The organism is Lysobacter terrae (assembly GCF_054782215.1).
Genome location: NZ_BAAGSX010000008.1, coordinates 92,873 through 119,562, shown reverse-complemented (window position 1 = coordinate 119,562; position 26,690 = coordinate 92,873). Strand labels below are relative to the sequence as shown.

The following is a 26,690-nucleotide window of genomic DNA, read 5'->3' as shown; positions in this document are numbered from 1 at the left end:
GGTGATGAACGTTGACCGTACTCCTGGGCCCGTTAAAGGGATGAACGGCAACGCTCCCACAGCTGCTCGAACTGCCCTCAGAAAGTGATGCTCCAGCTGTCGATGTAGCCCGTGTGCGTCTTCGCGTAGTCGTGGACGCGCAGTTTCCAGGTGCCGTTGATGGGTTCGCTGGACAGGTTGAGGGCGACCGTCTTGATGATGTTGTCGGTGCCTTTGCCGGTGCGGTTGTGGAGGTTGTACAGCGATCCGTCCGGCGCAACCACGTCGACCCGCAGGTCGCCGATATAGGGATGGATGATGCGGACGGTGACCGACGTGTTGCTCGGTGCGTTGCCGGTGCGGCCGCTCACCTTGATCGGACTGCTGACGGTGCTGTAGTCGGCAATCGGGTAGTCGGTGGTGTTGCGGTAGGTGCGCCTGACGGTCACGGGCCGGGTCACCGAACCCGTGGCGTTCTGGTTGTCGGTTACGGTCAAGGTGACGTTGTAGGTGCCCGCCGCCGCGAAGGTGTGCGAAGGATTGGTCGCGGTCGACGCGCCGCCGTCGCCGAAGTTCCACTGGCGCGCGACGATCGTGCCGTCGCTGTCGACGGAGCCATCGGTGAAGCTGGCGGTCAGGCTGTTGGTAGCGAAGCTGAAGTTGGCGGTCGGCGGCACATTCGCCCCTCCGTTCTTGGCGTTGCACGTATCGGTCACCGTGTCGGTATAGGTGCCGTCCGATGGCACAAAGTCGGCGGTGTAGCCGGTCGCGGTGAGTGTCAGTTTGAGCACGCCGTGCGTGTCGTCGTTGCTGGCTTCGAGCAGCGCACTGCTGCTGGTAATGGCGTAGAGCGCGCGGCCGCCGGTACCGACCAGGATCTGGCGCAGGCCATCGGCGCGGGTGGCCTGGTTGCCGTCCATCTTCTTGTAGCGTTGATAGTTGTGGTCGTGGCCGACCAGTACGAGGTCGGCGTGCGCCGCATACAGCGCGTCATAGAACGGTTTTACCTGGCTGTAGCCGGTGTAGTTGCCGACGCTGATCAGCGGATGGTGGAAGTAGGCGGCGATGCAAGGCTTGGTGGTCGTGGCCAGGTCGGCCTTGAGCCAGTCGATCTGCGCGGTGGCGACGGTGCCGCCCGACATGGTGTTCATCGCGATGAAATGCCAGTCGCCGACGTCGTAGCTGTAGTAGCCCTTGCTGCGGTCGCCCGCGGGCCCTGTGGGATTGCCGACGCCGTTGAAATAATCGAAGTAGCCGCTGGCGCCGGTGCTGTTGTAGTCGTGATTGCCGGGCGAGGGACTGGTCAATGGCTTGAAGCGGCCCCAGGTCGGTTCGTAGCGCGTGTTGTATTCGCTCAGGGTGCCGTTGTCATAGGCATTGTCGCCGGCGGTGAACACGGCCGTCGGGTTGATCGCGACGATCTGGTCGGATGTGCCCTGGCACTTGGTTCCGGTGCTGTCGCAGATGTCGCCGGCGCCCGCCACGACCACGGTCGTCGCTTCCAGCGCCTGTGTGCCGAATTGGTAGCTGTCGACTGTGTAGTGGCTGTCGGCACTGCCGAAATACGGCTGGATGTCCACGCACGAGCCGCGCAGCGCACGCGTGGAGAAGCTGCGGCCTTTCCAGCGATCGCCGGCGAAGACGTATTCATCGCCGCCGGAACTGCGCAGCACCAGCGTGTCGTAGCTACGCAGGGTCAGGTTGCTGAAGTCGAGGCGGATCCACTTCGCATGGGGCTCGCACACGCGGGTCGGCGGCGCGTCGGCCAGCGGCCCCGACGAAGCGGCGATCTGGCGCGTCTGTGCGCTGTCTTCGGCCAATTGCAGGATGCGTTGTCTGGCCTGCGCGATGGGTGCGAGCGCCAGCAGAAGCCCAAACGCCATCAGTCCGCGATAACTCCAGCGCTTGAGCATCCTGTTCATCGGTTCCCCACCGTCGAGTTGGGAGCGGATCAGGCAGAGCCCGCATGGTGCGAACGGAGGCGTGACTACTAGGTGACGTATTCAAAAACAAACAGCCCGGCTTGAGCCGGGCTGTTTGGTCGGTCGCACGAACAGGTAACGATCAGAAGGTAATGCTCCAACTGTCGATATAACCCGTATCGGTCCGCGCGTTGTCGCTCACGCGCAGCTTCCAGGTGCCGTCGAGGGGCTCGCTGGACAGGTTGAGCGTGACCGTCTTGCTGATGTTGTCGGTGCTTTTACCGGTGCGGTTGTGGATGTTGTAGAGCGAGCCGTCCGGTGCGACCAGGTCGACTTTCAGATCGCCGATGTAGGTATGCACGATGTTCACGGTCACCGACGCGTTGCCGGGTGCGTTGCCGGTGCGGCCCGCCACGGTGATCGGACTGTCGACCGTCGCGAAATCGGCCACCGGGTAGTCGGTGGTGTTGCTATAGGTCTGCGTGCCTGTGGCGGCGACGGTCACGGCCTTGGTCACCGTGCCGGTCGCGCCCTGATTGTCGGTTGCGGTCAGGGTGACGTTGTAAGTACCGGCGGTCGCGTAGACATGCGAGGGGCTGGTCGCGGTGGAGGTGCTGCCGTCGCCGAAATTCCAGCTGCGCGAGGCGATCGTGCCGTCGCTGTCGGTGCTGCCATCGGTGAAGTTGGCCGTCAGTCCGCTGGTGGCGAAGCTGAAGTTGGCGACCGGCGGCGCGTTCGTGGCGCCGCCCTTGGCATTGCAGGTATCGGTGACGGTGTCGGTGAACGTGCCGTCCGACGGCACGAAGTCGGCGGTGTACCCGGTCGCGGTGAGCGTCAGCTTCAGCACGCCATGGGTGTTGTCGTTGCTCGCTTCGAGCAGCGAGCTGCTGCCGATGATGCCGTAGAACGCGCGGCCGCCGGTACCGACCAGGATCTGGCGCAGACCATCGGCTTTGGCGACCTTGTTGCCGTCCATCTTCTTGTAGCGCTGGTAGTTATGGTCGTGGCCGACCAGTACGAGGTCGGCGTGCGCCGCATACAGCTCGTCATAGAACGGTTTTACCTGGCTGTAGCCGGTGTAGTTGCCGACGCTGAGTAGCGGGTGATGGAAGTACGCTGCCACGCAGGGCTTGGCCGTCGCGGCCAGGTCGGCCTTGAGCCAATCGATCTGCGCGGTGGCCACGGTGCCGCCGGACATCGTATTCAGCGCGACGAAGTGCCAGTCGCCGACGTCATAGCTGTAATAGCCCTTGCTACGGTCGCCCGCGGGGCCGGTCTGATTGCCCGTTCCGTTGAAGTAGTCGAAGTAGCCGCTGGCGCCGGTGGTGTTGTAGTCGTGGTTGCCGGGCGACGGACTGGTCAGGGTCTTGAAGCGGCCCCAGGTGGGCGCGTAGCGCGCGTTGTATTCGCTGAGCGTGCCGTTGCTGTACGCATTGTCGCCGGCGGTGAACACCGCGGTCGGATTGATGGCGACGATCTGGTCCGACGTGCCCTGGCACTTCGTGCCGGTGCTGTCGCAGATGTCACCGGCGCCCGCCACGACCACTGTCGTCGCTTCCAGCGCCTGCGTGCCGAACTGGAAGCTGTCGACCGTGTAGTGGCTGTCGGCGCTGCCGAAATACGGCTGGATGTCCACGCACGAGCCGCGCAGCGCGCGCGCGGAGAAATTGCGGTCGTTCCAGCGATTGCCCGAGAACACGTAGCGGTCGCCGCCGGAGCTTTGCAGCACCAACGTGTCGTAGCTGCGCAGCGTCAGGTCGTTGAAGTTGAGGCGGATCCACTTGGCATTGGGCTCGCAAACGCGGCTCGGCGGCGAGCTGGCCAGAGGTCCTTGCGCAGCGGTGAGTCGGCGCGTCTGCGCACTGTCTTCCGCCAGTTGCAGGACGCGCTGTTTGGCCTGAGCGGCCGGTGCGAAAGCGAGCACGAGCGCGAGCGACGTCATGCCGTAACGGCAGCAACGGTTGAACATCATGTTCATTGGATTCCCCGGGGTCGAATTGGGAGCGAAAGCAACCAAGCACCGCCCCGGCCCGGGGCAGTGGCGCGCATGGTGCAAAGCCAGGGGTTACAGGGATGTGACCGCCATAATGCATGGCGCGCGCGATTGCATCGGACACGGGGGGCGCCGCACAGTACGCCTCCCTCTGGAAGTTGCGCCTGCGATGGAAGATCGCGTTCGACGCCGTCTGCTGCTGGGCCTGTCCGCGACGACCGTCGCGGCCGCGGTGCCGTGGCTGTGGTGGCGCCAAGGCCATCGCGGATCGCATGGGCACGCCGAATCCGCGCGGGCCGTGCCTGCATCGGCCCAGGCAACCATGACGCCGTTCCAGCAACCGCTGCGCCTTCCCGGCGAGGATGGCTTGCTCGCCGAAGTCTCCTTGTCCGGGCCATTGCAGCTGCAAGCGCGGATCAGCGAATTCCCGGTCTTTCCCGGTGCCCGCACGCGCGTTTGGCACTACGCAGGCACGCATGATGGCCGCTCCGTCGCCAATCCCCTGTTGCGCGCCGCGCGCGGTGACGACGTCGAAGTCACCGTCGCGAATGCATTGGACGAAGACACCACCCTGCATTGGCACGGCTTGCACGTCGACGAAGCCAACGACGGTAGTGGCCTGCATCCGATCGCGCCCGGCGCGCACCACGACTATCGCTTCCGCATCGACAACCGCGCCGGGATGTACTGGTACCACGCGCATCCGCACGGTCGCACCGGCTTGCAGCTGCAGCATGGCCTGGCCGGATTGCTGCTGATCGAAGACGAGGAAGAGCGCCGCCTCCGCGACCGCCTCGGCTTGAAATGGGGCGAGCGCGACCTGCCGTTGCTGATCGGCGACAAGCAGGTGGACTCGCACAACGAGATCGTCTATCGCGTCGGCGCCGATGACTGGATCGGCAACCGCATGCTGGTGAATTGGACGCCCGAACCCACGCTCGAGACGCTGCCCGCGCTATACCGCCTACGCCTGGCCAATGTGTGCAACGCGCGTCTGCTGAGACTCGCCTTCATCCACGAAGGGCAGTCGCTGCCGTTCCAACTCATCGGCACCGACGGCGGCCTGCTGGCGCAACCCTGGACTATCGAAGACCTGTTTCTCGCGCCGGCGCAGCGCGCCGATGTGCTCGTCGACTTCAGCCGCGTGCCTGCGGGCGCGCGCGTAGTGCTGCGCAGCCTCGACTACGTACCGATGGAGGACGAGGACGAATCCGGCGCCTTCCTGCCCGATCCCATGCGCGATCACCCGGGAGCGGCACCGATGGGTGCGCCCCTCGACGTGATGCAGTTCTGCATCGCCGGTTGCGATGGAAATGCATCGTCCTCCCCCGCGCCGCCGCCGCGGATTCCGACAGCGTTGTCGGATCTGCCGCCGCCGCCCGACACCGCCGATTGGCCGGTGCGCGCATTGCGTCTGCGCATGGACGAAGCGGGCGCTTGGTACATCAACGACTGGAACTTCCACCGCGATGGCCATGCACCGGCGTTCTCGGTCAAACGTGGCTCGCGCGAGGTGTGGGAAATCCGCAACAGCATGACCAGCATGCCGCACCCGATCCACCTGCACGGTTTCCAGTTCCGTACCGTCTCGCGCAGCATCAGCCCGCACGACGTGCGCAGCCGCCAGGTCGCGCCGAACGGACTGGGGCCGCAGGACCTGGGCTGCAACGACACGGTGCTGGTGTGGCCTGGCGAGATCGTGCGCATCGCGCTCGACTTCAGTCAGCCCTTCCACGGCACGCAGCGCTACATGCTCCATTGCCACAATCTCGAACACGAGGACATGGGCATGATGCTCACGTTCGCAGTGACCGACTGACTCCATGGACAAGACCCAGATGGCCGCTTCGATTCGCGTCGCCGTACTCAGCCTCCTCGCCATTTCGCTCCTGGCCTGCCAGGCGCGCACGCCAGCGCAGACAAGCGCGCCCGTCACCAAGCTCGACGACGAGAAGGCCCGCATCAGTTACATGGTGGGCCTCGACGTCGCCCGCGACCTAGAGCCGATCAAGGACGAACTCGACCTCGCCATCGTCGAACAGGCGATCCGCACGCGCCTCGCCGGTCAACCCGTGCTGCTCGACGAAGCCGAACTCAAGGCGATGCGCGAACGCTTCAGCGCTCATCTTCGCGACAAGCGCGAAGCCGCATTGAAAGCGCTCGCCGCGAAGAATCTGCGCGACGGCGAAACCTTCCTCGCCGCCAACGCGCGCAAGCCGGGCGTGCACACGACGCCGTCTGGCCTGCAGTACCAAGTGTTGCAAGCCGGCCAGGGCGCGAAGCCGGCCGCGGACGCCACCGTGCGCGTCAACTACATCGGCCGCCTGCTCGACGGCCGCGAGTTCGAGAACACCTACGCCATCGATCATCCCGCCGAGTTCCCGCTCAACCAAGTGATGCCGGGCCTGCACGAAGCGCTGCCGCTGATGCCGGTGGGCGGCAAGTACCGGTTCTGGATTCCGGCGAAACTGGCTTATGCCGACCGCGGCATCCCGGGCACGATCGAGCCGAACGCGACGCTCGAATTCGAGATCGAGCTGCTGGCGATCGCGGGCCAGTGACCCGTGGATCCCTGCGCGGCCTGACCTGATACCTCAGCGAGTCCGCCCCGTCGGTCTCGCCGCCCGCATGCACTATATTGGTGCAATGCCCGAGCTCGCCGCGCCTTCGCTGGACCTTCTGATCACGCCGCTGGCGTGGGCGGACGCAGCCGGCACGATCCTCGGCGGCAACCTGGCCCTGGCCCGCTGGCTCGGCGTAAGCGGCCGGCGCCTGCCGGGGGTGCCGCTGGCCGCGCTGGAAGTCGATGGCGACATGCTGGCGCGCGCGCTGGCCGACGGCGACGAAGAGGCCTCGTCGTTGCGCGACTTCGCCCGACTGCGCCGGCTCGCCCTCGCGTTTCCCGGTCATGACGACACGCGCTTCGCCGATGTCAGCCTGTCGCGCACCGAAACCGGTTGGCTGTTCGAGGCGCATCCGGTCGAAGAATTCCCTGGCGAAGACCCTGCAGTTGCATTGCCTTCGGCGCTCTCGGCCGCGCTGAAGGGTCTCGCCCACGAACTGCGCAATCCGCTCGCCGGGTTGAAAGGCGCAGCGCAGTTACTCGCGCGGCGCATCGCCAGCAGCAGCGAGGACGATCGCGACTCGCGCGAACTGGTCGCGCTGATCGAAGCCGAGGTCGCGCGCCTGACCGGCTTGCTCGATCGCCTGCTCTCGCCGACGCCGGCGCGCCCGCACGAACCACTCAACATCCACGCCGTGCTCGAACGCGTGCTGCGCCTGGCCGAAGCCGATGCCGGCTGGGCGGTGAAGCTGGTGCGCGACTACGATCCGAGCCTGCCCGAACTCACCGGCGATGCCGATCGCCTGACCCAGGCGGTGTGGAACCTGGTCCGCAATGCGATCGAGGCCGGCGCCGCGACCGTCACCTTACGCACGCGTGCCGAGCATGGCGCGCGCATTCTTCGGCAAGCCCCGACGCAGCGGCACGACGAGCGGCGCGAGGAAGAACATTCGCTCGCTCTGCGCCTGGAAATCAGCGACGACGGCCGCGGCGTACCGGAGGAACTGACCGAACGCCTGTTCCTGCCGCTGGTGACGGGCCGTGCCGAAGGCACGGGTCTTGGCCTCGCACTCGCGCAGCAGGTCGCGCGCGAACACGGCGGTTCGCTGGTGTATCGCTCGCGGCCGGGCCACACGGTGTTCACGCTGCTGCTCCCCATCGATTACGAACGCGAGGAAGCCAGTCATGGCGCATGACACCCGCATCTGGATCGTCGACGACGACCGCAGCGTGCGCTTCGTGCTCGCGACCGCGCTGCGCGACGAAGGCTACGAGGTCGACGGTTTCGAGAACGCCGCCGATGCGCTCGCGGCGCTGCGCACGCGGGCGGTGCCGGACCTGCTCTTCACCGACGTACGCATGCCGGGCGAGGACGGCCTCAAGCTGCTGGAGAAACTCAAGGCGGCGCATCCGGATCTGCCGGTGATCGTGATGAGCGCGTACACCGACGTTGCCAGCACTGCGGGGGCGTTCCGCGGCGGCGCACACGAGTTCCTCTCCAAGCCCTTCGATCTCGACGACGCCGTGGCCTTGGCCGGTCGCGCGTTGCCTTTGCGTAATGATGTTTTGCCTGCACAAGGAAGTGCGGGTATGGGAACCGATGCCGTGCCCGCCGACAATGGCGCCGGCGCCGAACCGCAACTGGTCGGCACCACGCCGGCGATGCGCGCACTGTTCCGCGCGATCGGACGCCTCGCGCAAGCGCCGCTGTCGGTATTGATTACCGGCGAAACCGGTACCGGCAAGGAACTCGTCGCCCGCGCCCTGCATCGCGAATCGCCGCGCGCGCACCAGCCCTTCGTCGCGCTCAATACCGCCGCGATTCCTTCGGAACTGTTGGAAAGCGAACTGTTCGGCCACGAAGCCGGGGCCTTCACCGGTGCCACGCGCCGCCATCACGGCCGTTTCGAACAGGCCAACGGCGGCACGCTATTCCTCGACGAGATCGGCGACATGCCGCTGCCGCTGCAGACGCGGCTGTTGCGCGTGCTCGCCGAAGGCGAATTCTTCCGCGTCGGCGGGCGCGAACTGATCCGCGTCGACGTACGCGTGATCGCAGCCACGCATCAGGATCTGGACACGCTGGTGGCCGAGGGCCGCTTCCGCGCCGACCTGCTGCATCGCCTCGACGTGGTCCGCTTGCGTCTGCCGCCATTGCGCGAGCGCCGCGACGACATTCCATTACTCGCTGCGCGCTTTCTCGCCGCCGCCGCGCGCCGTTTCGACACGCCGCCCAAGCGGTTGGGCAAGGCCGCGCTCGAGCGCCTGCTCGCGCACGACTGGCCGGGCAACGTACGCGAGCTGGAGAATCTGTGCTGGCGCCTGGCCGCGCTCGCGCCGAGCGAAAACATCACCCCCGCCGATGTCGAAGCGGCGCTCCCCGCCGCTACGACGACCACGACGAGGACCAGCACGACCGCCGGCGGCGACTGGGACGTTGCGCTGGCGCAATGGGCGAGCGCGCAGCTCGCCGCCGGTCGCGAAGACATCCATGCACAGGCGCGCGAACGCTTCGATCGCGCCTTGCTCGAAGCCGCGCTCGAACATACCGGCGGCCGCCGCGCGGAGGCCGCGGCGCGCCTGGGGCTGGGTCGCAACACCCTGACGCGCAAGCTGGGGGCGGGACGTAAACGGCCCTGAGGCCGGACGGCCGGACCGCAAGCGCACACGCGCGGCAAAGCGCCGTTGCGCTAGATTCGGGACCTGTCACCGACCAAGGAGGAATCGCATGTCCGCCATCCGCCTGCATTGCGCGCTCATCATCGCCGTAGCTTCCGCGTTGACCGCCTGTAGCACCGCGCCGACCGCGCCTTCGAATCCCAGTGCACCGCCGCCGCCGCCGACCCCAGCTCCTGTCGTCCCCATGGCGAGCGGCGCCACGGTGACGCTCATGCCTGCCTCCGGCAGCCTGGTCAGCGGCAAGCTCGCCGCTGCGCCGGTCACGGACGGCGTCCGCATCACCGGCGAAATTGGCGGCCTGACGCCCAACAGCACGCACGCCATCCACATCCATGAGAAGGGCGACTGCAGCGCGGCCGACGCGACCAGTGCCGGCGGCCATTTCAATCCCGCGCAACAACCGCACGGACGCGCCGGCAGCGGTCCGCATCATGGCGGCGACATGGACAATATCGTCGCGGACGCCAAGGGCGTAGCGCATGTCGACGTGCGCGCACTCGGCGTCACGCTCGGCGGCGGCGCCACCAACATCGGTGGCCGCGCGGTCGTCGTGCACGCGGTGCAGGACGATTACGTCACGCAACCCTCGGGCAATGCGGGCGCTCGCGTCGCCTGCGGCGTGATCAAGCTAGTTCCGTGATGTATTCCTAGAGCGGGCCTCGGCCCGCCCTGGCTAACCGTGGTCGGGCCCGCTCCAGCTCACAATGCAGCGATCCACGCGCAGGCGTTCGTCCACGCGGGCACGCCGGGCAGGATCACGAACGCAATCTGCTGCAATACGGTCAGCGCCAGCAATTGCGCGAACGGCGCGCGCACGCGAGCGCTGCTGCGAACCTGCAGCAGCAGGACGAGGATCAGCAGTTCGGTAATGAAGTACGCGCCGTGGAAGGCCATCTCGAACGACGTTACGCCTGGCACGTGCGTGCCCAAGACGCGCGCCAGCGCGGGCGGCAGCACCAGCAAGGCGGTCGAAGCCATGTAGCGCGCGTGCAGCGGCGTCTCGCGACGATGGCGCAGCGCCAGCAGATAGGCGATCGCAAACCAGGCCAGCGTCGTCAGGTCGATGAAGGCCAGCTGCGCGCCGAACGCCTGCGCGAACGGGCTGGGGTGCGCGAGCATGTGCTGCACCATGAACAAACCCGAGACCACGAACAACGGCGCCAAGGCGAGCGACGTGCGGCCCAGGCGACGATGCAGGGCCATGCTGCGCCGGCGCATCAGCCAGGCCTGCACGATCAGCAACAGCACCCACGCGAACGCGGTGGCCGCATGCACGTGCCGCACCAGATCGTTCTGCGCCAGGCGCGTGAAGTAGCTGCCCCAGAAGCCGGCGATGGCCGTGGCCAGCAGCAACAGGAAGTAGAAGACCGCGCGGGAATATAGGGGTTGGGCGCGAACGCTCATGGGCGACATCCGAAAAGGCGTATCGCAGGGCTAACGCGGGTGCGGCCTTGGATCGGCCAACTACACGTCGGCCGTCGCCTCGGCACAGTGCACGAAATGCACCGGCACGCCGTGCGCGCCCAGCACGGCGGCGATCTGCCGCTGCCGGGCGATGAAATGCTCGTGCTGGCGCTCCAGCTGGGCCCGGCATTCGGGCGTGTCGCAGGGCTGGTCGCTTGCGTAGCGCTGTTTCCACGCGCGCGGTTCGAACAGGGCGATGCGGGCTTCGCCATCGGCGTAGTGCACCAGCGGTTCCGGCGGGGCATCCAGCCAGGCCTCGCCGTCGGGTTCGAGCAGCGCGGTTTCCAGCAGCGGCCATAGCGGAGCCAGGCCGGCATGCTCGTACTGCAGCGCGGTCATCGCGGCCAGGTCGTGCGCGGTGAGATAGCGCGCGTGCTCGATCTCGACGCCGAATGCGGCCTGCGCCGCCAGGGCGGTCGCCGCGCCGGCCATGCCCTTTTCGATCAGCTCGCGCTCGAACCGGTCGCCCACGCGCGTCACCGCGTCGGGGTCGCCACCGAGCACGAAGGGCACCAGCCGCAAGGGGCCGCCGAAGTAATCGGGCGAGGGCGCCAGCGCGCCGGGCAACTGCGCGTCGTGCGCGCCGAACGCGATGATGCGGCCCGTGGCGTCGCCGGGCGCTCGCGCCGAGAGCTGGTCGAGTTCGCGGTGCAGGGCCCAGCCCGGCCGCAGCAGTTCGACCGGATCGTAGTGCGCGCCCACCGTCACCAGTTGCAGCTGCGCGGCTTCGGGTACGAAGCCGGCCAGGTCCTGCGCCATGTGCGTCGCCAGATCCCCGGCCTCGGCCTGTGCGAGCAGGGCCCGCGCCACCGGGGTGTTGCCGCGCAGTTCCAGCGCGAGCGCACCCAGCACATGCAGCGGCGGGGCGGTCTCGTGAGGGCGAGCGTCGGCGGAAGGGGTCATGCGGATGCGGGTCTCGAAGGCGTGTTTCGAAGGCGTGCCCGAAGGCGTGAACGGTCCGGGAGCCGGCCCGCGGTTGGTCGCGCCGTAAGGCGGCGCTACACTCGCGACCATTATCACCGTCCGCAAGAGTATGGCGGGTGGTGCAGCCCCCGACGATGCCCGTCCCGCCGTCTTCGCGGCGTCGTCCCCAACATCGAAGGTGCCTGATGCGACCCATCCGTCCCGTTGCCGTGCTCGGCGGCGTCCGTATCCCGTTCTGCCGCCAGAACACCGCTTATGCGGACGTCGGCAACCTGGGCATGTCGGTCCGCACCCTGGGCGCGCTGGTCGAGAAGTTCGGCCTCCACGGCCAGCAGCTGGGCGAAGTGGCGATGGGCGCGGTGATCAAGCATTCCAGCGACTGGAACCTGGGCCGCGAAGCGACCCTGTCCTCCGGCCTGTCGCCGCTCACGCCCGGCATCACCATGCAGCGCGCCTGCGGCACCTCGCTGGACAGCATCGTCGCCATCGCCAACAAGATTGCCGCGGGCCAGATCGAGGTCGGCGTCGGCGGCGGTTCGGACACCACCTCCGACGTGCCGATCGTCTACGGCAAGCAGCTGCGCCGCCGCGTGCTCAACGCAGCCATGGCAAAGACGCCCGGCGAAAAGCTGCGTGCGTTCAAGGGCTTCCATTTCCGCGAACTCAAGCCGGACTTCCCCGGCGTCGCCGAGCCGCGCACCGGCAAGTCGATGGGCGATCACTGCGAGGACATGGCCAAGGAGTGGAACATCTCCCGCGACTCGCAGGACGAGTGGGCGCTGTCCTCGCACAAGAAGCTCGCCGCGGCCTACGAGCGCGGCTTCTTCGACGATCTGGTGGTGAGCTTCCGCGGCGTGGCGCGCGACAACATCCTGCGCGCGGACTCCACGCTGGAAAAACTCGCTTCCTTGAAGCCGGCCTTCGACAAGGTGTCCGGACGCGGCACGCTCACCGCCGGCAATTCCACGCCGCTTACCGACGGCGCCTCGGCATGCCTGCTGGCGTCGCAGGAGTGGGCCGCCGCGCACGGCCATGAAGTGCTGTGCTACCTGCGCGACGCGCACGTCGCCGCGGTCGACTTCGTCCACGGCGAAGGCCTGCTGATGGCGCCGACGATCGCGGTGCCGGAGATGCTCAAGCGCAACGGCCTGACGCTGCAGGACTTCGACATCTACGAGATCCACGAAGCCTTCGCCGCGCAGGTGCTGTGCACGCTGCGCGCCTGGGAGAGCGAGGAGTACTGCCGCAACCGCCTCGGCCTGGACACGCCGCTGGGCCGCATCGACCCGACCAAGATCAATCCGCTGGGTTCCTCGCTCGCCGCCGGGCATCCCTTCGCCGCGACCGGCGCGCGCATCGTCGCCACCGCGGCGAAGCAATTGAAGGAACGCGGCGGCGGCCGTGCGCTGGTGTCGATCTGCACCGCGGGCGGCATGGGTGTGGTCGCCATTCTCGAGCGCTGATTCCGATCAGCATCTTGTTCGCCGCGCGCGGGCCGCTACGCTGCCCGCGCGCTGAACGCCGGCTGACACGCAGCCCGCTAGGGCCATAACTCGAACCCCTGTTCTTCGCATCGAAGCGTTGTTGTCCGAGCAACGGACGGCGGCCGTGCGGCCGCCATCCTTGCCTTTCATCAACCAACTCTCGAGGGGACTTCGATGCGCGCAAGACTTTGCGCAGGCCTGCTGGCCTGCGGATGGGTGCTGGCTCTGGGCGCCTGCAACAAGCAATCCGGACCCGAATCCGAGCCCGCGGTGGCGGCGGATGCGGCCGCACCCGCTCCCGTAAACGTGGCCGCCGGCGACGCCGCCGCAGTGTCCGCCGACGCAGCGACCGCCGATGCCGCGTCCAGCGACGCCGCCGTGGGCGATGCTGCGGCCAGCACGGAGGAGGCGCCGGCGAATCCGCCCCCCACCCAGGTCCAACTGCAATCGGCGGCCACCTCGCAGGACGATGGCGAGCGCAAGTTCATCCGCACCGCAGAAGTCGACTTCCGCGTACGCGAGGTCTACAGCGCCGCATTGGCCATCGAGGATCTGGCCGCGAAGCACGGCGGCTTCGTGGTCCACAACCGCATCAGCAACCAGGTGGAGGACGTGCAAAAACGGCCCAGCGGCGACGGCAAGCTGATCGAGCTGACGACGTACACCGTGCGCGGCGAACTGCAGGTGCGCGTGCCCAGCGCACAGACGCAGGCGTTCCTGCGCGGACTGGCCGAGCAGGTCGAATTCCTCGACAGCCGCAAGTACGAAGCCGCGGACGCCCAGTTCGAACTAATGCAGCGACGCCTGGCCTACGCGCGCTACCAGGACGCGCAGCGCGCCCAGGGGGAAGCCGCACACGGTCCCGGCAAGCTCGGCGACCGTATCGAGGCGATCGCGGCGCGCACCGACTCGCAGGAACAGCGCGATGCGGCGCTGATCGAGCAGAAGCAGTTCGAAGACCGCGTCGCCTTCGCCACCATCGACCTGTCGCTGCAGCAGGCGCCGCTGGTACGAAGCGTCGAACGCATGGACGTGGAAGCGGTCGTGCGCCGCGCCGGGCCAGGCTTCTTCTCGCGCCTGGGCCACGCGATGGCGGAAGGCTGGTACGGGGTGCTCGACCTTGCGATCGGGCTGTCGCGCCTGTGGCCCTTGTGGCTGGTGCTGGCCGCGGTGGTGATCGCCGTGCGGCGTTGGCGCAAGCGCTAGGCGCAGGCGGACACCCATCGAAGATGACGTAGACACCTCTCCCGTTGCGGGAGAGGTGGTCAGTCAGCAGGCTTACTCGCGCAAGCGCGGGACGCCATGCTCATCGCGCTCCTCGACTGCCGCCTGGTCGAAGATCTTCTGCCGCAGATCGCGCCCGGGCAGTTCCTGCACCACTTCGCCGCGCGTGGCGCGTAACGCGTTGACGTAGCTCTGGCGCGCGCGGCCTTCATCGCCGATCGCGGCGAAGCCGTGGCCGAGTTCCTCCCACGCCTCGGAGCCCGCACCCTGCGCGAGGGCCCGATGCAGGAAGCCTTCGGCCTGCGGCCATTGTCCCTGCGCCATCGCGATACGGGCCAACGTCACCAGCAGGGCTGGGCTCATCGGTCGCGCCTGCAGCCAGCGTTCGGCGTTGGCGCGGCGCGCGTCCAGGCGGCTGCGGTCCTGCGGCACGGGCAGGCGGCCATACAAGGCCGCCAGCGATTCGTCCCAGCGCGCGTCCAGCGCCGATTCGATGCTCTTGGCCGCGGCGTCGTCCCAGCGCAGCGCGGCGGCGCGCTCGGCATAGGCGGCGACCGTGCGCGCGTCGCTGCGCAATGAGGTGGGCATGGCTTCCCAGCGATCGGCCAGCACGTTGGCGTCGGCGGCTTCGCGCAAGCCGGCTTCGGCCCAGCGGGCTTCCAGTTCGGCGAGGCGTTCGGAAGACACCACGTGCTGTTGCCGTAGTGCGCCGAGCAGTCCATAGGCCTCGCCGGCGCGGCCTAGGGCGGCGAGCGCTTCCGCGCGCAGCAACACGCCACGCGGCGGCAGCGGCTGCGCGGTGGGTGCGTCGAGCGCCGCGAGTACATCGGCGTAGCGGCCTTCGGCCTGAGCGAGTTCGGCCAGGGCCAGTGCATGCGTGGCGGCATGGGTAGTAGCGAGCGGCTCCACGTACTCGCGCGCCTGCGCGGCATCGCCACGTCGCAGGGCCGCGCGTGCTGCGCCGAGCCGCGCGAGCGCAGCCACGTCGTCACTCTGCGCGGCTTGCGCCAGCGATTTCTCCGCACGCGCCCAATGGCCGTGCTCGACGGCGAGCAAGCCGTCGGTCAGGCGTGCGCGTGCCTGCTTCTTGCGACGTCGGCGGAACGCGACGAAGGGCAGGCTCAGCACCTTCCACGCCAACCACAGCGCGAACAGCGTGATCAGGCTCGCCACCACCGCGCCGACCAGCGTGGTGCTGTAGTCGTTGCCGCCGTAGCGGATCAGCACGTAGCCGGGATCCTGCACGAACACCTGCGCCACCAGCGCCCCGAGCAGGGCCAGCGCGATCCAGAAGAGGAGATGACGAAAGAGATTCATGGCCGTGCGCTCATCGGAAGGAAGGACGGCGCCACGGCGCTAGCGGGCGCGCAACTGCCGCAGCTGTTGCAGGGTGCTGCCGAGGGTGGGAACGGTGAGTGAAAGCGGCGCCGCCGCCAGCGTCTGCAGCTTCGCGCGCTGCTGGGTGAGCACGTCCGAGTCCGGCGCGAGACGCTGCAGCCACATGTCGGCACGGCGCAGCGCTTCGCGGTAACCGGCGGTGTCGCGGCGCTCGGCCGCGGCGCGCGCCAGGGAGATTTCCAATTGCAGGCCGGCGAGCGCCGCCGCGCGATCGGCGGCCTGCACGGCCACGGCGCGATCGGTGGGCTGCACCTGGATCAGATTGCCGAAGGCGCGACGCCACCAGGATTCGCGCGGCGTGCGCGCCTCGGCTTCGCGCTGCACAGGCGCGGTCACGTTCTGCGCGAAGGCATCGAGTTGCGCGATCGCCTTGACCCTGGGATCCGCGCCGAGCGCGTCGAGCGCGGTGCGTTCCTGCAGCAGGGTCTGGCGCAGACTCAGATAGGCCGGATCGTCGATGCCGTCCAGCACACCCGCGGCCAGCGCATAGGCGCGGCGCGCGCCATCGAGATCGCCGCCGATCTGCAGGCGCTGGTTGCCGAGGGTCAGCAGCATCTCGGTTTCGTCCAGGCGCAGTGCCTGGGCGCCGTGGCGGTCCGGATCGGCCAACTTCTCCACGGTGGCTTCGAGCAGCGTTGCGCGCTGGGTGATGCCGTCCAGTTCATCGCGCAGCACGCGGTTGAGCGAATCGGCCTGCTGCAGGCGCCGCGCATTCGAGCGCTGCTCCGCGCGTTGCGTGTTCAGGCGATCGGACAGGGCATCGATCTGCTGCTGCAATTGCACGGCCTCGCCCTGCTCATGCGCGCGCCACTGCCGCCAGCCGAAGTAAGCGGCCACCGCGATCGCGATCAGCAAAAACAGCAGAACCAGCCACAACCCACTACGGTTGCGGCGCGGTGCGGGTGCTTCGTCGGGGGTCGAGGACACGGCGCGGCTCGGAGTGTGATCCCAGTCTCATGCTACCGGATCGCGCCCCGCCGCCGCGGCAATCAGGTCCGCAGGCCGCGGGCCGGCGGCGACGACGACATCGCCGAAGCCCTGCTCGTGCGCCAGGGTCCGCAGTCGTTCGCTGGCCGCGACGACCCGTGCGCGGCGCAGCTTCGCGATCAATTCGGTGGGAAGGGCCGCAAGGGCGTGCTGCAACGCCTCGCCGCTGCTCAGTGCCAGCACCAGCGGCGCGCCGACTTCTCGCAATTGCTGCAACGCGCGCGCCGGCAAAGGCACGGCTTCACGCGCATAGACGTCGGCCCGGCGCAGTGTCGCGCCGCGGGCTTGCAGCGCGGGGGCGATCTCGCCACGACCGCCAGGTGCCGTGACCAGTCCCACGTCCTGGCCGGCAACGTCCTGCAGGGCGGGCAGGGCGAGCAGGCCTTCGCTGTCCATGCGCGCCGGCGCCTGCACAGCGGACACGCCCGCGCGCCGCAGGGCCGCCGCCGTTCCGCTGCCGACGGCACACCAGTGCTGATCGCGGCGCGGCGTGAAAGCCTGCAGCGATCGCGCGGCCCGCACGGCCGCAGGACTGGTGAACACGATGCGCGACGCGGCCAGCGCCGCGCGCAGGTCCGCGCGTGAACGCTCGTCGTCGCGCAACACGATCCGCCATGGCGAAAGCGCGATCAATCCGGCCCCGTATCGCGCCGCCGCGCGCCGCATCGCCTCATGGTCGCCGCGAGGGCGCAGCGAGATCACATACCATGACGGGGTGCTGCGCCGGTTCATGCGCGCAGCTTACTCGACCCGACTTTTTCAAGGGCCGACTCTTCCGGACTCGCTGTCGCAATGCCCCACGCCATCGAACTCGAACGCCTGCTGTCCCACTACCAGTCCATGCCGCCGGTTGCGCTGATGCAGTTGAGCATCGCCGGCTACGACGGCCGCCGCCTGCAGCTGCACGCGCCCTTGTCGGTGCACGTCAACGACAAGGGCTGCGCGTTCGGCGGCAGCCTCGCTTCCATGATGACCCTGGCGTCCTGGGGCGTGGTGTCGTTGCTGGTCGAGCGCGCGGGTCTACAGGCTGACATCTACGTCGCCGACAGCCAGATCCGCTACCTCGCACCTTTGTTCGCCGACCTCGACGTCATCGCCGAACCCGCGGTGGACGCCAACCCCGACGACTTCATCACCACCCTGCGCACGCGCGGCCGTGCACGCATCGGCCTGGTCGCACAGACGCGCCTGCCCGATGGCGGGCTGGCCACGGATTTCACTGCGCGCTACGTCGCGATACTGAAGTGATGCGGGCCGGGCGAGACCAACGCCCGCACGCCGATGTTTCCCCCGCGCTGCGGCGCGTTGTGATCGCGTCCTGACCGGTTTTTGGCCGTGGCGCGGCCGCGGCGCGCCGCAGCGCGCTAGGATGCGGCATCCGACCCCGGGACTGTCCGCATGACGCGCCTGTTCAACACCTTCCTCAAATCCGCCTTCGGGCTGCTGTGCCTGTTGTCGCTCGCCTCCTGCGCATCGAGCGGAACACAGGGCACCAAGCTCGACCAGGCGCAGTACGCCTGGTCCGGTGCGATCCGCTGGGGCGATTTCGAGGGCGCGGTCAATCTGATCGATCCCAAGATGCGCGAGAAAGTGGAGCTGACGCCGCTGCAGCTGGAACGCTACAAGCAGGTGCAGATCTCTTCCTACCGCGACATGGGTTCCAGCACCGACTTCGACGCCGGCACCGCCGTGCGCGATATCGAGATCGGCGTGATCAACCGCCACACCATGGCCGAGCGCACCGTGCGCTATCGCGAGAAGTGGCGCTGGGACGCCGAAGCCAAGGCCTGGTGGATCACCGGCGAGCTGCCGGATCTTTGGGACGGGCAGTAAGCTCTCTCCCGACACGCTCTTACGCAGGACGCGAATGGAACTGGCGCTGTTCGATTTCGACGGCACGATCACCGATCGTGAGATGTACGTACCCTACCTGGAGCAGGCCGTGCCGCCGCTCCGTCTCGCGATCGGCAAGGTGCTGCTCGCGCCGCTGGGCATCGGCTACAAGCTCGGCTGGGTTCCCGCCAATCTGGTCCGCGCCGCGGTCATCCGCTTCGGTCTGAGCGGCTTGTCGCTCGCGCGCCTGCAGGCCAGCGGCGTCGCATTTGCCGAGCAGGTTCTGCCGGCGACGATTCGGCCCGAAGCACTCGAACGCCTGCGCTGGCACCAGGCCCGCGGCGACACCGTGGTGGTCGTGTCGGGCGCCCTTGAAGTCGCGCTCGCGCACTGGTGCGCGCAACACCGTGTGGAATTACTGGCCTCGTGCCTGGAGATCCGCGGAGGCATCGCCACCGGCCGCTATGCCGGGGCGCAGTGCGTAGGCGAAGAGAAAGTGCGGCGCGTACGTGAGCGCTTCAACCTGAGCCACTTCGCGACGATCCATGCCTACGGCGACACGCCCGAGGACGAAGCCATGCTCGCGCTGGCGCACCGTCGCTGGTACCGCGGCGTCGAACGAAAGGCCGACGTGGAGTCCGCGGCTACCGCGCTGGACGAAGCCGCGTAGCGCTTCACCACTTACGCCGTCGCGTAGTACATCCCGATCGCGACGAACACCGCCAGCGTCTTGATCACCGTGATCGCGAAGATGTCCTTGTAGGACTGGCGGTGGCTCAGGCCGGTCACGGCCAGCAGGGTGATCACGGCGCCGTTGTGCGGCAGCGTGTCCATGCCGCCGGAGGCCATCGAGGCCACGCGGTGCAGCACGTCCATCGGGATGCCCGCGGCGTGCGCGTTGGCGATGAAAGTGTCCGCCATCGCCGCCAGCGCGATGCTCATGCCGCCCGATGCGGAGCCGGTGATGCCCGCGAGCGAAGTCACCGTGACCGCTTCGTTCACCAGCGGATTGGGGATCGAGCCCAGGGCATTGGCGACGACGAGGAATCCCGGCAGCGCCGCGATCACCGCGCCGAAACCGTATTCGGAAGCCGTGTTCATCGAGGCCAACAGCGCACCGCCGATCGCCTGCTTGCTGCCATCTGCGAAGCGCTCCCGCACCGGCTTCCAGGCGAAGGCGAGCACCGCGGCAATGCCGATCAGCAGCGCGCCTTCCACCGCCCAGATCGCGGCGACCTTGGAGACTTCCTGCACCACCGGCGCGGACTTGCCCATCACCGCGGGCACGAATTCGTGGCTGGCGCCGTACCATTGCGGGATCAACACCGAGAACAGCTTGTTGCACACGCCCACCAGCACCAGCGGCAGGATCGCGATCAGCGGATGCGCGAGTGCGGTGCCGGTGAAGGGCACCGGTTCGTTCACCAGCGCGGCGGCATCGCCGTAGCCTTCGCCGTTACGCAGCGCGACGCGGCGGCGCCATTCGAGATACGACAGGCCGGCGATCAGGATGAACACCGCGCCGGACACGCCCAGCAGCGGCGCAGCCCAGGAATCGGTGCCGAAGAACGACGTCGGAATGATGTTCTGGATCTGCGGCGTGCCCGGCAGCGCGTCCATGGTGAAGGTGAAAGCGCCCAGGGCGATCGTGCCCGGGATCAGGCGCTTGGGAATGTTGCCCTGGCGGAACAGCTCCGCCGCGAACGGATACACCGCGAACACCACCACGAACAGCGACACGCCACCGTAGGTCAGCAGCGCGCACACCGCGACGATCGACAGCATGGCGCGGCCGGCGCCGAAGATGCGGATGGTGGCTGTCACTATCGAACGCGAGAACCCTGACAGTTCGATCAACTTGCCGAACAGCGCGCCGAGCACGAACACCGGGAAGTACAGCTTGAGGAAGCCGACCATCTTGTCCATGAACAAGCCGGTGAACATCGGCGCGACCAGCGACGGATCGGTCAGCAGCACCGCGCCCAGCGCCGCCACCGGCGCGAACAGGATGACGCTGTGGCCGCGGTAGGCCACGTACATCAGGAAGCACAGCGCGGCCAACACGATCAGAAAGGACATCCACGGCTCCATGCGCACCGAAACCAGTGCACCCACAGGCGGCGAGTGTCGGGACGCCGCCGGGGACGGCCCATTGTCCGAAGGTACGATGCCGCCCCCGCGGGGTGGCGCCTAGCCTTGCGGAAGCGACGGAAAGGGGTCTGTCGCACCACTTTGCATACGTACCCGTGGGAGGGGACGCGATGAAGCGCAAGTATTTGAGTCTGGCGATCGGTTCGGTGCTGGTATCCGCTTTGGCATCGCCGGTGGCCTGGGCGCAGGACGCGGCTCCTTCCGATGCAACCACGCAGGGGCCCAAGGCCACCAACCTGGGCGCGGTCACCGTCACCGCCCGCAAGCGCGAGGAAACGCTGCAGGAAGTGCCGGTCGCCGTCACCGCCTTCACCGCCGACGCGCTGGACAAGCTCGCCGTCGACGACCTCTCCGATCTGGATGCGCAGGTGCCGAACCTGACCATCTACGCCGCGCGCGGCTCCAGCAGCACCGTCACCGCCTACATCCGCGGCGTCGGCCAGTCCGATCCGCTGTGGGGCGTGGATCCGGGCGTCGGCATCTACCTGGATGACGTCTACATCGCGCGTCCGCAGGGTGCGTTGCTCGACGTGTTCGACGTGGAGCGCGTGGAAGTTCTGCGCGGCCCGCAGGGCACGCTGTACGGCAAGAACACCATCGGCGGTGCGATCAAGTACATCTCGCGCGGCCTGCCGCGCGCATTCGACGGCAATGCCTCGATCACCGTCGGCAACTACAACCAGCTCGACGTGAAGGCGGCCCTCGGCGGCCCGATCGGCGGCGCCGACAGCGGCCTGCGCGGCCGCATCGCGGTCGCCAGTCTCAACCGCGACGGCTTCGGCGAAAACACGGTCACCCACCAGGAAGTCAGCGACAAGGAAATCCTGGCCCTGCGCGGCCAACTCGGCGCATACGCCGGCGACAACTTCGACGTCCAGTTCGCTTTCGACTGGATGGACGACCAGTCCGGCGTGCGCGGCGCGCAGATGCTGGCGCCCAACCGCTTCGTCCCCGGCGTGCTGCCGATGGACTCGCGCTACGACGTGCGCAACGGCATGCCCAACGTCAACGACACCGAAATGAAGGGTGCGTCGATGACGGTCAACTGGCGCGCCAATGAGGACTGGAGCTTCAAGTACATCCTGGCCAAGCGCGAGTCCGACACCGAGACCAACATCGACTTCGACACCACCCAGTCCAAGATCGCCGACGTCAAGGCGTTCTACAGCGACGAGCAGGTCAGCAACGAAATCCAGGCCAACTACGACGCCGGCGGCCGCCTGCGCGGCGTGATGGGTATCTACGGATTCACTGGCGATGCCGGTGGCCAGGTGCTCAACAACTTCTTCAACCTATCCTTCGGCGATACCCAGGGCATCGTGCGCACTGAGAGCATCGCCTTCTACGCCGACTGGACCTTCGATATCACCGAGAAGCTCAAGCTCGACGTCGGCGCCCGCTACACCGACGAAGACAAGCGCGCGCAGGTATTGAACCGCTGCTACACCAACGCGACGTACTCGGTTCTGCGCGACTGTACGCCGGCCAATCCGTCCGATGATCCGGCGGCGGCGCACTTCGACAAGACGATCAACTTCAAGAACGTCTCGCCGAAGATCTCGCTCGACTACCAGATCACGCCGGACATCATGGTCTACGGCCTGGCCTCGCGCGGCTTCAAGTCGGGCGGCTACAACATCCGCGCCCAGGCGACGACCGTGCCGCGCTCGGCCGAGCCGTTCGACGACGAATCGGTGGACAGCTTCGAGATCGGCAGCAAGATGGCGTTCTTCGACTCGACGCTGTACCTCAACCTCGCCGCGTTCCACAACAAGTACAAGGACATCCAGCTGTCGGTGTTCACCGCGCTGCCGACCGGCGGCTTCTTCGGCGACTTCACTAATGCCGGCGAGGGCACCGTCAACGGCTTCGAAGTCGAATACCAGTGGATGCCCGGCGAGCACTGGCGCGTGAGCGGCAACCTGGCCTGGCTCGACGCGAAGTACGACGAGTTCAAGTTCTTCAATCCGCTGACGGCGACGACCATCAACATCGCCGACGAGCAGGAGTTCACCAACGCCCCGGACTTCTCGGGCGCGTTGAACCTGGAATGGCGCACCGGCCTGGCCAACGGCGGCGACCTGTCGGCGCGCGTCGGCTACAGCTACCAGAGCGATGTCGTGGCGACGACCGAAATCATCCGCACGGTGACGCCGCCGATCGCACCGTTCGGCAAGCCGCCGATCACCCAGGACGGCTACGGCCTGGTCAACGCCGGCGTGACCTGGCGCTTCAACGACGCCTGGTCGTTCTCGCTCAACGGCACCAACCTGACCGACAAGGAATACCGCACCACCGGTTACAACCTGAACCAGGCACTGGGCGTGTACACCGGCTTCTACGGCGCGCCGCGTCAGTACGCACTGACGGCGCGGTACGACTTCTGACGTACGCCCTCTGACGATCGCTCTCTCTGCGGTGGGCGGCGCGGCGCTGGATCGGGGATCCGCGCCGCGCTTTTTTTCTCCTCCGCATTGTTCTTTTCCCTTCTCCCCGCAAAGCGGGGAGAAGGTGGCGCGAAGCGCCGGATGAGGGGCGGCTTGTGCGTCACGCCCCCTCACCCTGCGCCGCTACGCGGCGCTGTCCCTCTCCCCGCACGCGGGGCGAGGGATGTGCCCCCAATCGCACGCTATTCTCGCGGCGTGAACATCAGCCGCCTCCTTGACCCGATAGAGCCATGCTCCACGCCGGCCTGATCGTCTCCGCCGCGCTGCTGTGGCTGGGGCTGCTGTTCGCGGCCGGCCTTTACGGCGAGCGCCATCCGCAGGCGTTCGCCGCGCGTTGGAAACACGTCTACGCGCTCTCGCTCGCGGTGCACTGCACCTCGTGGACGTTCTACGGCACGGTGACCCAGGCCGCGCGTTACGGCTGGCCGCTGCCGCCGACCTTCCTCGGCGCGATCCTGCTCTATGCGCTGGCCTACTCGGTGATGGTGCGGCTGGTGAAGCTGGCGCGCGAGACCAACGCGACCTCCATCGCCGACCTGATCGCCACGCGACTGGGCAAGGACACATGGCTGGCCGCTACGGTGACACTCGTCGCCGCGCTCGGCCTGGTGCCGTACATCGCACTGCAGCTCAAGGCGATGGCGATGAGCTTCGCCATGCTCACCGGGCATGGCGGCAATGGCGCGCCGTTCAACGAGACCGGCGTGCCGCCGTGGCGGGACATCGCCCTGTACGTAGCACTGGCGATGGCGCTGTTCGCGATGCTGTTCGGCACACGCCGGGTGAGCGCGGCCGAGCACAACCGCGGCCTGGTGCTGGCGATGGCGTTCGAATCGCTGCTCAAGCTCGGCGCGATGCTGGCCCTGGGCCTGTTCGTCTGGTTCGGGCTGGATGAACTGCCTGCGGTGCGCGCACCAGCCGTCGTGTCGGACGGCGGCTTCGTGCCGCTGGTGCTGCTGGGTGCGTTCGCGATGTTCATCCTGCCGCACCAGTTCCACATCGCCGTCGTCGAGTGCCGCGACGAGCAGGACGTGCGCACCGCGCGCTGGTTGTTCCCGCTGTATCTGATCCTCATCGCATTGCCGGTGTTGCCGTTGGCGCGCGCGGGGCAGGCCTTGCTGGGCGGAACCGGCGTGTCGTCGGACATGTATGTGCTGGCCTTGCCGCTGTCGCAGGGGCATGCGGGACTCGGGCTGTTCGCGTTCCTCGGCGGATTGAGCGCGGCGACCGGCATGGTCGTGGTGAGCACGCTCACGCTCAGCCTGATGATCGGCAATCACTGGCTCGCGCCGGGACTGCTGCGCCGCGCGTGGACGCGCGACAACGGCCGCGATCTGCGCGGCGAAGTGCGGCTGCTGCGGCGCCTCGGCATCGTCGCGATCATGCTGCTGGCCTGGATGTACGGCCGCGCCGTCGCCGGCAGTGCAGCGCTGGCGGACGTCGGTGCGGTGAGTTTCTCCGCACTGGCCACGCTGACGCCTGCGCTCGCGTTCGCGGTGTGGCGCCCGCATACACCACCGCGCGCGGCGGTCGTCGGCATCGTCGCCGCCTTCGCGACCTGGGCGTGGTGCCTGCTGCTGCCGGTAACGGCGAGCGCACACGGCACCGCGCCGGCCTGGATCGCCAGCGGCCCGTTCGGCGTGCAATGGCTCGCGCCCGACGCCTTGTTCGGCCTGACCGGTTGGAGCCGTCTCGGTCGTGCGGTGGGCGCCAGCCTGTTCGTCGGCACGGTCACCACCGCGTTGGTGGCGACGTGGCGTACCGCACCGGCGCGGCGCGAAGCGCGTGGCCTCGACGCCGCCACGCTGCGCAGCGCCGGCCGCCGCTTCCTGCCGCGCGAACGCGTGGCCGAACTATTGGCGTCCGCACCCACCAGCGGACCGGTGCCGCACGATGTCGAAGCGGCGATGGAGCACGAACTCGCCGCTGTCCTCGGCTCGGCCTCCGCGCGCGTGCTGCTCGACGCCGCGCGCCGCGAAGGCGGCAACGGCCACGACCTCGACACCGTGGCGGCGATCGTCGACACCGCCGCGCAGGACCTGCGCTTCAACCAGCGCGTGCTCGAAGCCGCATTGCACAACATGAGCCAGGGCATCAGCGTGGTCGATGCGCAGCTGCGGCTGGTCGCATGGAACCGCCGCTATGCGGAGCTGTTCGGCTTCCCCGAATCGCTGCTGCGCGTGGGCACGCCTATCGCCGAACTGTCGGCGTGGACCCTGCAACGCATGCCGCACAAAGGCTCGCTGCAGCAGGCGCTGGCGCGGCGCATGGCCTTCATGCGCGCCGGTTCGCCGCACCTGTCCGAACGCGTGTTCTTCCACGGCGACGATCCCGACGGCAGCATCGTCGAAATCCGCGGCAACCCCATGCCCGGCGGCGGCTTCGTCGCCACCTTCACCGACGTCACCGCCTTCCGTCGCGCCGAAGCCGAGCTGCTGCGCGCCAACGAAACGCTGGAACAACGCGTCGGCGAACGCACCACCCTGCTCGAACAAGCCAAGCGCGAAGCCGAAACGGCCAACGACGCCAAGAGCCGTTTCCTCGCCGCGATCGGCCACGACTTGCTGCAGCCGCTGCACGCCGCGCACCTGTTCACCGATGCGCTCGCGCAGCAGTTGGACAGCGACGACGCGCGCAAGTCCACGACGCCGGATCTTCTGGGCCAGATCCGCGGCGCGCTCGATTCGACCACCGGCCTGCTCACCGGTCTACTCGACATGTCGCGACTGGAAGCCGGCGGCCTGGTACCGGAGCGGCGCGCCGTGCCGCTGGCGGAAGTGCTGGACCCGCTGGTGTCGGAATTCCGGGCACTCGCCGCCGAGCGCGGCCTGCGCTTCCGCTACGTACCCAGCGCGCGCTGGATCGACACCGACCCGCAACTGTTGCGGCGCGTACTGCAGAACTTCCTCGCCAACGCCGTGCGCTACACCGCGCACGGCAGCGTGCTGCTCGGCGTGCGCCGCACCGGCGACGCGCTGCGCATCGAAGTGCACGACACCGGCCCCGGCATCGCGCGCGATCAGCAACAACTGATCTTCGAAGAATTCCGCCGCGGCGGCGACGCCCCGGGGCAGGGCCTCGGCCTGGGCCTCGCCATCGCCGACCGCATCGCCGAACTCTTGCGCGCCCCGCTCACCCTGCGCAGCGAACCCGGCCGCGGCACCGCATTCGCGGTGACCGTGCCGAGCGTCCCCGCGCAAGCGCGCGAACCCGCCGCTGCATCTTCACCGCGCGCACGCCTGCCGGGCCTGCACGTACTGATCGTCGACAACGAACCGATTGCCATGGACGCCCTGCGCCGCGTCCTCGAAGGCTGGGGCTGCCGCGTCAGCGCCGCCGCCCGCGAAACCGAAGCGGCCACCGCCATCCATGACGACCCCGCCGACGCGTGGCTGTTCGATTACCACCTCGATGACGATACCGGCGTCGCCTTGCACGAACGGTTGAAGGAGCGTCACGGAGCACGCCCCACCGTGATCCTCAGTGCCGATCACACCGAGTCCGTGCGCCGCGCGGTGCATGAGGCGGGATTGCCGTTGCTGATGAAGCCGCTGAAGCCGCTCGCGTTGAAGTCGGTGTTGGATCGGTTGTTGGCGGCTCGGGCAGTGTCTTGATTAGTCCGCTTCCGACCCAATGCAGTCA

Annotated in this window: 20 protein-coding genes; 12 read left to right on the top strand and 8 right to left on the bottom strand. The window is 68.0% G+C overall.

Annotation, left to right across the window (positions count from 1 at the left end; translation table 11 throughout):
- Positions 1-77: 77 nt before the first annotated feature.
- The gene (locus ACYVJ8_RS12285; RefSeq protein WP_460712779.1) at positions 78-1,901 is read right to left on the bottom strand and encodes a proprotein convertase P-domain-containing protein; all 1,824 of its coding nucleotides are present in this window, start codon (positions 1,899-1,901) and stop codon (positions 78-80) included.
- Between the two features lie 142 nt (positions 1,902-2,043).
- The gene (locus ACYVJ8_RS12280) at positions 2,044-3,879 is read right to left on the bottom strand and encodes a proprotein convertase P-domain-containing protein (protein WP_460712777.1); all 1,836 of its coding nucleotides are present in this window, start codon (positions 3,877-3,879) and stop codon (positions 2,044-2,046) included.
- 184 nt (positions 3,880-4,063) lie between these two features.
- Between ACYVJ8_RS12280 and ACYVJ8_RS12275 the strand changes: the two genes are divergently transcribed.
- The 5 genes from ACYVJ8_RS12275 (at position 4,064) to ACYVJ8_RS12255 (ending at position 9,776) form a co-directional block, all read left to right on the top strand.
- Positions 4,064-5,713, top strand: a complete 1,650-nt coding sequence (locus ACYVJ8_RS12275; protein ID WP_460712775.1) for a multicopper oxidase family protein — start codon at positions 4,064-4,066, stop codon at positions 5,711-5,713.
- A 4-nt stretch (positions 5,714-5,717) separates the two neighbouring features.
- Positions 5,718-6,455 carry an FKBP-type peptidyl-prolyl cis-trans isomerase gene (locus ACYVJ8_RS12270; protein WP_460712773.1) on the top strand — a complete coding sequence of 246 codons (738 nt, stop codon included), beginning with the start codon at positions 5,718-5,720 and terminating at the stop codon, positions 6,453-6,455.
- Positions 6,456-6,522: 67 nt separating this feature from the next.
- Positions 6,523-7,653 (top strand): two-component system sensor histidine kinase NtrB, encoded by a 1,131-nt coding sequence (locus tag ACYVJ8_RS12265; RefSeq protein WP_460712771.1) that lies wholly within the window; start codon positions 6,523-6,525, stop codon positions 7,651-7,653.
- Positions 7,643-9,097 carry a nitrogen regulation protein NR(I) gene (gene ntrC, locus ACYVJ8_RS12260; protein WP_460712769.1) on the top strand — a complete coding sequence of 485 codons (1,455 nt, stop codon included), beginning with the start codon at positions 7,643-7,645 and terminating at the stop codon, positions 9,095-9,097. Before ACYVJ8_RS12265 ends, ntrC begins: the two co-directional genes overlap by 11 nt.
- A gap of 97 nt (positions 9,098-9,194) precedes the next feature.
- Entirely contained in the window at positions 9,195-9,776 is a 582-nt protein-coding gene (locus ACYVJ8_RS12255; RefSeq protein WP_460713718.1) for a superoxide dismutase family protein, read from the top strand.
- Between the two features lie 59 nt (positions 9,777-9,835).
- On the opposite strand, the gene ACYVJ8_RS12250 is transcribed toward ACYVJ8_RS12255, so the two are convergent.
- Entirely contained in the window at positions 9,836-10,540 is a 705-nt protein-coding gene (locus ACYVJ8_RS12250) for a hypothetical protein (RefSeq protein ID WP_460712767.1), read from the bottom strand.
- Positions 10,541-10,600: 60 nt separating this feature from the next.
- The gene (locus ACYVJ8_RS12245) at positions 10,601-11,503 is read right to left on the bottom strand and encodes a hypothetical protein (RefSeq protein ID WP_460713716.1); all 903 of its coding nucleotides are present in this window, start codon (positions 11,501-11,503) and stop codon (positions 10,601-10,603) included.
- Positions 11,504-11,709: 206 nt separating this feature from the next.
- On the opposite strand from ACYVJ8_RS12245, the gene ACYVJ8_RS12240 reads away from it, so the two are divergent.
- Both ACYVJ8_RS12240 and ACYVJ8_RS12235 read left to right on the top strand, forming a co-directional pair.
- The gene (locus tag ACYVJ8_RS12240) at positions 11,710-12,987 is read left to right on the top strand and encodes an acetyl-CoA C-acetyltransferase (protein WP_460712765.1); all 1,278 of its coding nucleotides are present in this window, start codon (positions 11,710-11,712) and stop codon (positions 12,985-12,987) included.
- Between the two features lie 195 nt (positions 12,988-13,182).
- Positions 13,183-14,214: a DUF4349 domain-containing protein gene (locus ACYVJ8_RS12235; RefSeq protein WP_460712763.1), complete on the top strand. Its 1,032-nt coding sequence runs from the start codon at positions 13,183-13,185 to the stop codon at positions 14,212-14,214.
- A gap of 72 nt (positions 14,215-14,286) precedes the next feature.
- Here ACYVJ8_RS12235 and ACYVJ8_RS12230 read toward each other — a convergent pair whose 3' ends face one another.
- Genes ACYVJ8_RS12230 through ACYVJ8_RS12220 form a run of 3 tightly spaced genes read right to left on the bottom strand, consistent with a single transcriptional unit; the run spans position 14,287 to position 17,349 of the window.
- Positions 14,287-15,549: a heme biosynthesis HemY N-terminal domain-containing protein gene (locus ACYVJ8_RS12230; RefSeq protein ID WP_460712761.1), complete on the bottom strand. Its 1,263-nt coding sequence runs from the start codon at positions 15,547-15,549 to the stop codon at positions 14,287-14,289.
- A gap of 39 nt (positions 15,550-15,588) precedes the next feature.
- Positions 15,589-16,557, bottom strand: coding sequence for a uroporphyrinogen-III C-methyltransferase (locus ACYVJ8_RS12225; RefSeq protein WP_460712759.1), 969 nt, complete (start codon positions 16,555-16,557; stop codon positions 15,589-15,591).
- A gap of 27 nt (positions 16,558-16,584) precedes the next feature.
- Entirely contained in the window at positions 16,585-17,349 is a 765-nt protein-coding gene (locus ACYVJ8_RS12220) for a uroporphyrinogen-III synthase (protein ID WP_460712757.1), read from the bottom strand.
- 60 nt (positions 17,350-17,409) lie between these two features.
- On the opposite strand from ACYVJ8_RS12220, the gene ACYVJ8_RS12215 reads away from it, so the two are divergent.
- The 3 genes from ACYVJ8_RS12215 to ACYVJ8_RS12205 all read left to right on the top strand — a co-directional run bounded on the left by ACYVJ8_RS12215 (position 17,410) and on the right by ACYVJ8_RS12205 (position 19,120).
- Positions 17,410-17,865: a YiiD C-terminal domain-containing protein gene (locus ACYVJ8_RS12215; protein WP_460712755.1), complete on the top strand. Its 456-nt coding sequence runs from the start codon at positions 17,410-17,412 to the stop codon at positions 17,863-17,865.
- Positions 17,866-18,015: 150 nt separating this feature from the next.
- On the top strand, positions 18,016-18,450 hold the full coding sequence (locus ACYVJ8_RS12210; protein WP_460712750.1) for a hypothetical protein: 435 nt from the start codon (positions 18,016-18,018) through the stop codon (positions 18,448-18,450).
- A 34-nt stretch (positions 18,451-18,484) separates the two neighbouring features.
- Complete coding sequence (locus ACYVJ8_RS12205) at positions 18,485-19,120, top strand: HAD-IB family phosphatase (RefSeq protein WP_460712749.1); 636 nt, start codon at positions 18,485-18,487, stop codon at positions 19,118-19,120.
- An 11-nt stretch (positions 19,121-19,131) separates the two neighbouring features.
- On the opposite strand, the gene ACYVJ8_RS12200 is transcribed toward ACYVJ8_RS12205, so the two are convergent.
- Positions 19,132-20,529, bottom strand: coding sequence for a GntP family permease (locus tag ACYVJ8_RS12200; protein WP_460712748.1), 1,398 nt, complete (start codon positions 20,527-20,529; stop codon positions 19,132-19,134).
- Between the two features lie 182 nt (positions 20,530-20,711).
- On the opposite strand from ACYVJ8_RS12200, the gene ACYVJ8_RS12195 reads away from it, so the two are divergent.
- Together ACYVJ8_RS12195 and ACYVJ8_RS12190 are read left to right on the top strand one after the other, a co-directional pair.
- Complete coding sequence (locus tag ACYVJ8_RS12195) at positions 20,712-22,988, top strand: TonB-dependent receptor (protein WP_460712746.1); 2,277 nt, start codon at positions 20,712-20,714, stop codon at positions 22,986-22,988.
- A gap of 290 nt (positions 22,989-23,278) precedes the next feature.
- Positions 23,279-26,662 carry a hybrid sensor histidine kinase/response regulator gene (locus ACYVJ8_RS12190; RefSeq protein ID WP_460712745.1) on the top strand — a complete coding sequence of 1,128 codons (3,384 nt, stop codon included), beginning with the start codon at positions 23,279-23,281 and terminating at the stop codon, positions 26,660-26,662.
- The last annotated feature ends 28 nt before the right edge of the window (positions 26,663-26,690 follow it).